Source organism: Streptomyces sp. ATLC9, assembly GCF_057196705.1.
Map to the genome: position 1 here is coordinate 1 of NZ_JBXUOY010000241.1, position 7,839 is coordinate 7,839.

A 7,839-nucleotide genomic window follows, 5' to 3' on the forward strand; every position below is an offset into this window, starting at 1 on the left:
GTCTGGTGGGCTGGGATTTTTTTATAAGAGACAGGTGGTCGCCCAGCGCCGGGCCGCGGGAGCCTCCCGGGCGGACAGGGGCCCCGGCACGGGCCCGGGGCCCGAGCCCGGCGCCCTCAAGCTGCGGGCGCCCGCGGACGCGGCCCCCGCCGAGGCCGTCGGTGCCGCGGGACCGGAGCCGCTGCCCCGACTGGTGGTGCTCGTCGACGACTTCGACACGCTGGTCGCCCCCGCCCTGGGCAACCCCGGCCGCCCGGCGGCCGGTTCGGTGGTCCGGGCGCTGGAGGCCGTGGCCCGGGACGGGGCGCGGCTGGGGGTGCATCTGATAGCCGCCACCGGGCGGCCGGAGCACACCGGGCGGACGGCCACCGGGCAGGGCGCGGCCCTGCGGGCCTTCCTCGGCTCCGATGCCCCGGACGGCTCCGGGAGCCCGGAAGCCGGGTGCGGCCCGGACGACCCGGGCGGCTCCGCGGAGGGGCCACTGCCGGGCCGCGGGACGCTGCACCGGCCGGACGGCTCGGTGACCGCCTTCCAGGCGGGCCGGGTGTCGGGCCGCATACCCCGGACGGCGACCCTGCGGCCGACGGTGGTTCCGCTGGACTGGGCGCGCGCCGGGGACCCTCCCACCCGTCGCCCCGTACGCGAACTGGGCAACGGCCCGACCGATCTGGCGCTGCTCGCCAGCGCGGTCGAGCGTGCGGCCCGCGAGGCGGGCGCCCCCGCTCCCCCTCCCCTGATGTGACGTCAGCTTCCCTCCCCGGGAGGAGGTTGAAGCATCACGGTCATGAGCCGGTCGCGGAAGGCGGGCTGACGTGTGAAGCGCTGCCGCCGGGCGATGTGTTCAGCCGTGGGGACTGTCCGAACGGGACGTACGGCGCGGCCGTTCGACGGTCGGCCGTGCCCGCGGAGCGGGTGTCGCGCCGACCGCCGCGCCGGCACTGTCGCCGACGGCCGCCCGCGACGGGGGCGGCGACGGACCGGGAGCCCACCGTCGGACCACCCGACTTGAAAGGGCGGAGGCTCCAGGTGGCGGCCGTGTGGACCGGCGCGGTGAAGTAGGGCCGCCCGGCGGCCCCGCGCTCCGGACCGTCAGCGGTTGCTGCGCAGCAGCGTGCGCATCGTGCGCATCGCCACCGACAGGTTCGCCAGGTCGAAGGTGTCGGACTCGCGGATCTCCTCCAGCGTGGCCCTGGCCCGCCCCAGGACGGCGGCGCTCTTCTCCTCCCACGCCTGGAAGCGCTGCTCGGGCGTGGCGCTCCCGTCCCCCGCGGCCAGCACGTCCGCCGTGAGCAACTGGTGGGCGGCGTAGAGGTCCTCGCGGATCGCCGCGCGGGCCATCGACTGCCAGCGGTCGGAGCGCGGCAGCTCGCTCACCCTGTCCTGGAGCTCGGTGATGCCCAGCCGGTCGGCCAGGTCGTAGTAGACCTCGGCGACGTCCAGCAGTTCACGTCCCGTCCGGTCGGCGACGGCCACCACGTCCAGGGCGGGGAAGGCGGACGAGAAGCCCGCCACCCGCAGCGCCAGCTCGCCGGGGACCCCGGCGCCGGTCAGCTCGTCGTTGACGCTCTGGTGCCAGCCCAGGTCCGCACCCCTGAGCAGCTTGGGCAACTGGGACCAGACCACCTCCACCCGCTCCTGGAAGACCTCGATGGTCTCGGCGAGCTTCAGCGGCTGCGGCCGGTTGTTCAGCAGCCAGCGGGTGCCCCGCTCCACCAGCCGCCTGGCGTGCAGCCGCATACGGGTCTGGACATCGGCGGCCACGGTGTTGTCCAGGTCCTCGACCTCGTCCCAGACGCGGGCCAGGCCGAAGATCTCCCGGGAGGCGGTGTGCGCCCGCACGATCTCCTCGGCCGAGGCGCCCGACTCCTCCTTCATCCGGTGCACCAGGGTCGAACCCCCGGTGTTGACCATGTCGTTGACCAGGAGGGTCGTGACGATCTCACGCCGCAGGGCATGGCGCCCGATCTGCTCGGGGAAGCGTTCGCGCAGTGCGCTGGGGAAGTACGCGTGCGCCAGCCGCTGCAGATACGGGTCGTCCGCCAGGTCGGTGTCCGCCAGTTCCTCGGTGGCGGTGATCTTGGCGTACGCCAGCAGCACCGCCAGCTCGGGCTGGGTCAGCCCGCGGCCGTGTGCCAGCCGCTCGCGGATCTGCCGGTCGGCGGGCAGGAACTCCAGCTGCCGGTCCAGCCGTCCCCGGCGGGACAGGCTGCGCATGAGCCGCTGCTGGGCGTGGAGCAGGTCGGGCGCCTGCCGCATCGCGTTGGCCAGCGCCACGTTCTGCGCGTAGTTGTTGCGCAGCACCAGCTCGGCGACCTCGTCGGTCATCTCCGCAAGCAGCGCGTTGCGCTGCTTGACGGTCATGTCGCCGTCGGCGACGACCGAGTTGAGCAGGATCTTGATGTTGACCTCGTGGTCGGAGGAGTCCACGCCCGCGCTGTTGTCGATGGCGTCGGTGTTGATCCGGCCGCCCTCGTGCGCGAACTCGATGCGGCCGAGCTGGGTCAGGCCCAGGTTCCCGCCCTCTCCGACGACCCGCACGCGCAGGTCCCGGCCGTTGACGCGGATCGCGTCGTTGGCCTTGTCGCCGGCATCGGCGTCGGTCTCGGTGGACGCCTTGACGTAGGTGCCGATGCCGCCGTTCCACAGCAGGTCCACCGGGGCCCTGAGGATGGCCCTCATCAGCTCGGCCGGGGTCATCTTGGTGACACCGCCCCCGATGCCCAGCGCCTGGCGCACCTGCGCGCCGACGGGGATGGACTTGGCGCTGCGGGGGTGGACGCCGCCGCCGGGCGACAGCAGCGAGGTGTCGTAGTCGGCCCAGGAGGAGCGCGGCAGTTCGAACAGCCGGCGGCGTTCGGCGTAGGAGGTGGCCGCGTCAGGGTCCGGGTCGAGGAAGATGTGCCGGTGGTCGAAGGCGGCCACCAGCCGGATGTGCTCGCTGAGCAGCATGCCGTTGCCGAAGACGTCCCCGGACATGTCGCCGATGCCGACGACCGTGAAGTCCTCGGTCTGGGTGTCGTGCCCGAGCTCGCGGAAGTGCCGCTTGACCGACTCCCAGGCGCCGCGGGCGGTGATGCCCATGGCCTTGTGGTCGTAGCCGGCCGAGCCGCCGGAGGCGAATGCGTCGCCGAGCCAGAAGCCGTAGGCGGTGGCGACCTCGTTGGCCGTGTCGGAGAAGGAGGCGGTGCCCTTGTCGGCGGCGACGACCAGGTAGGTGTCGTCCCCGTCGTGCCGCACCACGCGCTCGGGCGGCACGACCTGGCCGCCCACGAGGTTGTCGGTGATGTCGAGCATGCCGGAGATGAAGGTCTTGTAGCAGGCGACGCCCTCGGCCAGCCAGGCGTCGCGGTCCGCCGAGGGGTCGGGCAGCCGCTTGCCGACGAAGCCGCCCTTGGCCCCCACCGGCACGATCACCGTGTTCTTGACCTCCTGGGCCTTGACCAGTCCCAGGATCTCGGTGCGGAAGTCCTCGCGCCGGTCGGACCAGCGCAGGCCCCCGCGGGCGACCTTGCCGAAGCGCAGGTGCACGCCCTCCACCCGCGGCGAGTACACCCAGATCTCGTACGCCGGGCGGGGCGCGGGCAGGTCCGGGATGGCCTGCGGGTCGAACTTCATCGACACGTACGCGTGCGGCCGGCCCGACTCCTCGTCGCGCGGCTGGAAGTAGTTCGTGCGCAGGGTGGCCCTGATGAGGGTGAGGAAGGAGCGCAGGATGCGGTCCTCGTCCAGCGAGGCGACCTGGTCCAGCGCCCCGTCCAGCTCCTCCAGCAGACCGTCGGTCAGCTCGTGGCCGGCCGCGGCGCGGTCCGGGGAGAGCCGGGCCTCGAAGAGGCTGACCAGCAGCCGGGTGGTGTGGACGTTACGGCGGAGGGTGTCCTCCATGTAGTCCTGGCTGAAGGGCGAGCCGGCCTGCCGCAGGTACTTGGCGTAGGCGCGCAGCACCATCGCCTGCCGCCAGGTCAGGCCGGCCGACAGCACCAGCGCGTTGAAGCCGTCGCTCTCGGCCTCGCCGCTCCAGACGGCGGCGAAGGTTTCCTGGAAGCGCCCGCGGGCGTCTCCCTCCAGGTTCCGTGCGTGGTTCGCCGGCAGCCGGAGCCCGAAGTCGTAGATCCACGCCGGGGAGCGGTCGGCGCAGCGCAGCTCGTAGGGGCGCTCGTCGACGACCTCCACACCCATGGCCTGGAGGATCGGCAGCACGGCGGAGAGCGATACGGGCTCGCCGGTGCGGTAGACCTTGAAGCGGCGCTCACCGGGCCCGGCCCCGACCGGTTCGTACAGGCTGAGCGCGAAGTCGCTGACGCCCTCGCCCCGTTCCAGACCCTGGACGTACTGGAGGTCGGCGACGGCGGTGCGGGGCGGGAAGTCGGCCTTGTAGCCCTCGGGGAAGGCGCCGCCGTAGCGGTGCGCGAGCCTGGCCGCCCGCTCCTCGCCGACCTCGGCGACCAGCGCCTCGGAGAAACCGTCGGACCAGGAGCGGGCGGCCTCCACCAGCCGGGCCTCGATGTGCTCGGCGTCGGCGTGGGTCAGCTCGGCCAGCTCGGTGCCCTGCGGGACGCGGACGACGAAGTGCAGCCGGGCGAGGACCGACTCGGTGTTCCAGGCGGTGAAGTCGACGCTGGTGCCGCCCAGCTCCTCCATGAGGATGTCGGTCATTCGCAGCCGCACGGCGGTGGTGTAGCGGTCGCGCGGCAGGTAGACCAGTGCGGAGTAGTAGCGGCCGTACTCGTCCTGCCGCAGGTAGAGCCGGAGTTTGCGGCGCTCCTGGAGGTACAGCACGGAGGTGGCGATCTCGCGCAGCTCGCCGGCCGGGATCTGGAAGAGCTCGTCGCGCGGGTACGTCTCCAGGATCTGGAGCAGGTCGCGGCCGTCGTGGCTGTCGGGGACGAAGCCGGTGGAGCCGAGCACCTCCTCGACCTTGCGGCGGATGACGGGCACCCGGCGCACCGACTCGGTGTAGGCGGCCGACGAGAACAGTCCGAGGAAGCGGCGCTCGCCCACCACGTTGCCCGCCTCGTCGAACTTCTTCACCCCGATGTAGTCGAGGTAGGAGGGGCGGTGGACAGTGGCCCGGCTGTTGGCCTTGGTGAGCACCAGCAGCCGGTGCTCGCGGGCCTTGGCGCGGGCACCGGCCGAGAGGCGGTTGAAGGAGGGCGACACCGGGTGGGCGTGGGTGTGGGCGGGCCCGTGGGGGCGGGCGGAGGCGCCGTCGTGGTCGGCGCCCGGCTCCCCGCCGCCCTGTTCGTCGTGGTGCGGGTCGGAGCGCAGAATGCCCAGGCCGGTGCCCGGGACGGCGCTGAGCAGCAGTTCCTCGGTGCCGTCCGCGGTCTCGGTGGTCAGCTCGTACTCACGGTAGCCCAAGAAGGTGAAGTGGTCGTCCGCGAGCCATCGCAGCAGCTCACGCGCCTCCTCGACCTCCTGTTCGGGCAGGTCGTCGGCGAGCGGCTCGCCGGGCAGGCCGTCGGCGATCCGGAGCGCCGCGCCGCGCATCTTCCGCCAGTCCTCGACGGCCTCGCGTACGTCCGACAGGACGCGCCGCAGATCGGCGGTGATCCGCTTCAGGTCCTCGCGGTCGGTCTCACGGTCGATCTCGACGTGGATCCAGGATTCGGTGAGCGCGTCGTCCGGCATCTCATCCCGGGGCCGGGTGCCCGCGTCCAGGACCTGGAGCAGCCTGCCGGTGACGTCGCGGCGGACGACGACCTGGGGGTGGATCACCAGGTGGATGCCGCGCCCCTGTCTGGTCAGCTCGTTGGTGACCGAGTCCACCAGGAAGGGCATGTCGTCGGTGACGACCTCCACGACGCTGTGGGTGCACGTCCAGCCGTTCTCCTCGACGGAGGGAGTGCGGACGCGGACTCCGGCGGTGCCCTGGGGGCGCTGCTGGGCCAGTCGGCAGTGGGAGACCGCGGCCCCGTAGACGTCGACCGGATCGCGGTCGGCGAGGTCCTCGGGGGCGGTGTGCAGGTAGTAGCGCTGGAGGTACGAGGCGAGGGTCCCGGCGTCCAGCCCCGGTACGGGTCGGCTGCCGGCGGGACCGCTGTCGGCCACCCGGGCGGCTCGTTCGAGCAGCTCGGCCTTTGCTTCGTCCAGCTTGGTCTGCATGTCGTCTGGCTCCTGTCGCGCGCCGTTGCGTGACGTCAAGGCGTTGAGGGTTTTTGAGGGCTTGACGCCGGCACACCAAGTGTCCGCCGGAGCGGGGCGTCATGCCTGGAGACGGAGTGACCTGCGGCATCCCCGGTCCCGGCGGCGTCGCACGGGTGCCCGGGGCCGGAGGCGACACTGCCTTCCGCGGGTTTCTCGCTGATCACGCGGCTAGGCTACCTCCCATCGGCCGAACCCCGTCATGGACAGTGTGTGTACAAAACCAGGGGTCGGAGTTGGACGTTGTGGACAGCTTCCGGCGGCTCACGGACGACGCGCGGCGTACGGCGCTCTCAGCCCTCCGAGATCACCCGCTCGGCCACCTCCGCCGCCTCGCCGAGGCTGTCCACCACCGGCACCCCGGCTGTCATCAGGCTGCTTCTGCTGTGCGAGCCGCCGGTGTACAGCACGGCCCGCGCTCCCACGGCCGCGGCGGCCACCGCGTCGTCCACGGCATCGCCGACCACCACGGTGCGGCGGGGGTCGAACCCGTCGAGCGCCGCCACGTGCGCCGCCATCTGCCGGGCCTTGCCGGCGCTCGACCCACTGCCGCCGCCGAGGTTCCCGTCGACCCGGACGAAGTGTTCCTCGATGCCGTGCCGGCGCACCAGCGGCACCAGGTGGTCGTGCGGGGCCAGGGAGCACAGCGACTGGGTCAGCCCCGCCTCCCGCCGCGCGGCGAGCAGTTCGGCCGCGCCCTCGGCGAGCCCCACCCGCTCGACGCGCGCGAAGTAGTGCCGGTGGAAGATCTCGTCCATCCCGGCCCACTCCTCCTCGGTGGGCAGCCTTCCCATCAGCCTCTCGTAGAAGCGCGGCACCGGGACGCAGTACAGCTCCCGGTAGCGCTCCAGCGTGATGGCCGGCAGCCCTATCTCGGCGAAGGCGGCGTTGGTCGCCGCGATGACCGCGTCGATGTCGTGCAGCAGCGTGCCGTTCCAGTCCCACACGATGTGGGCTCTCCCCGTGGCCGAGTCCATACCCCGACGGTAAGGGCCGGGTCCGACAGACGACAGGGGCGACCGGTGCCCCGGCCCGGGGCACCGGTCCGGCGGCGGGCTCAGCCCAGCCCCTCCACGATGTCGCCGATCTCCTGGGTGGCATACCACAGCAGCTCGTGGTCGTCCGCCCCGTCCACCGTGAAACGGGCGTCGTCGTCGCCCTGGTCGGCCGCGCCCAGCGCCTGTGCCGCCGCGGCGACGTCCGCCTCCGCCTCGCCCCCGTCGACGTGCACGGCGGCGGCCCGGTCCAGCGGTAGGGCCCGCCCGATGCGCACCTCGCCCAGCGCGGCCGGGTCCAGGCCGCGGTCCGGGTCGGCCACCGCCTCGCGGTCGGGCACGTCGACGGCGACCACCACCCTGCGGCGCGGGACGTCCGGGGCGACGGCCAGGAGCCGCAGCGAGGCCTGTGCGGCGCGGCCGAGCGCGGCGTACTCCAGCTCCTCGATGTCGTCCGAGACGTACCACTCGCGCAGTCCGGGGGTGACCGCGTAGGCGGTCAGCGGACCGGGGCCCAGCTCTCCCGCCCGGTGCGCGGCCGCCAGGCCGGACAGGGTGAGGGGGACATAGACGCGCATCGCCACCACTTCCGTGTAAGGCCGCTCCGGGTGTTCCGACAGCATACGGCGGCTCCCGGCCGCCGGACGTCCCCGGCCCCGCCCTGGGGCGGGGCGCCCCGGCGGGGGGGGGGCCCCCGGGCGCG

At 73.1% G+C, this 7,839-nt stretch carries 3 protein-coding genes and 1 pseudogene; 1 reads left to right on the plus strand and 3 read right to left on the minus strand.

Annotated features, from left to right (window positions below; all coding sequences use genetic code 11):
- A pseudogene (locus AC2CJA_RS21050) lies at positions 1 to 742 on the plus strand (hypothetical protein); the annotation flags it as partial.
- A gap of 347 nt (positions 743 to 1,089) precedes the next feature.
- Here the strand turns inward: AC2CJA_RS21050 and AC2CJA_RS21055 are convergent.
- From AC2CJA_RS21055 to AC2CJA_RS21065, 3 genes are all read right to left on the minus strand, one after another.
- Positions 1,090 to 6,102 carry an NAD-glutamate dehydrogenase gene (locus AC2CJA_RS21055; RefSeq protein ID WP_484604239.1) on the minus strand — a complete coding sequence of 1,671 codons (5,013 nt, stop codon included), beginning with the start codon at positions 6,100 to 6,102 and terminating at the stop codon, positions 1,090 to 1,092.
- Positions 6,103 to 6,434: 332 nt separating this feature from the next.
- A complete protein-coding gene (locus tag AC2CJA_RS21060; protein WP_484604240.1) occupies positions 6,435 to 7,118 on the minus strand; it encodes an HAD family hydrolase in 684 nt (227 codons plus the stop codon).
- Positions 7,119 to 7,198: 80 nt separating this feature from the next.
- Complete coding sequence (locus AC2CJA_RS21065; protein ID WP_484604241.1) at positions 7,199 to 7,714, minus strand: DUF6912 family protein; 516 nt, start codon at positions 7,712 to 7,714, stop codon at positions 7,199 to 7,201.
- Positions 7,715 to 7,839 lie beyond the last annotated feature (125 nt).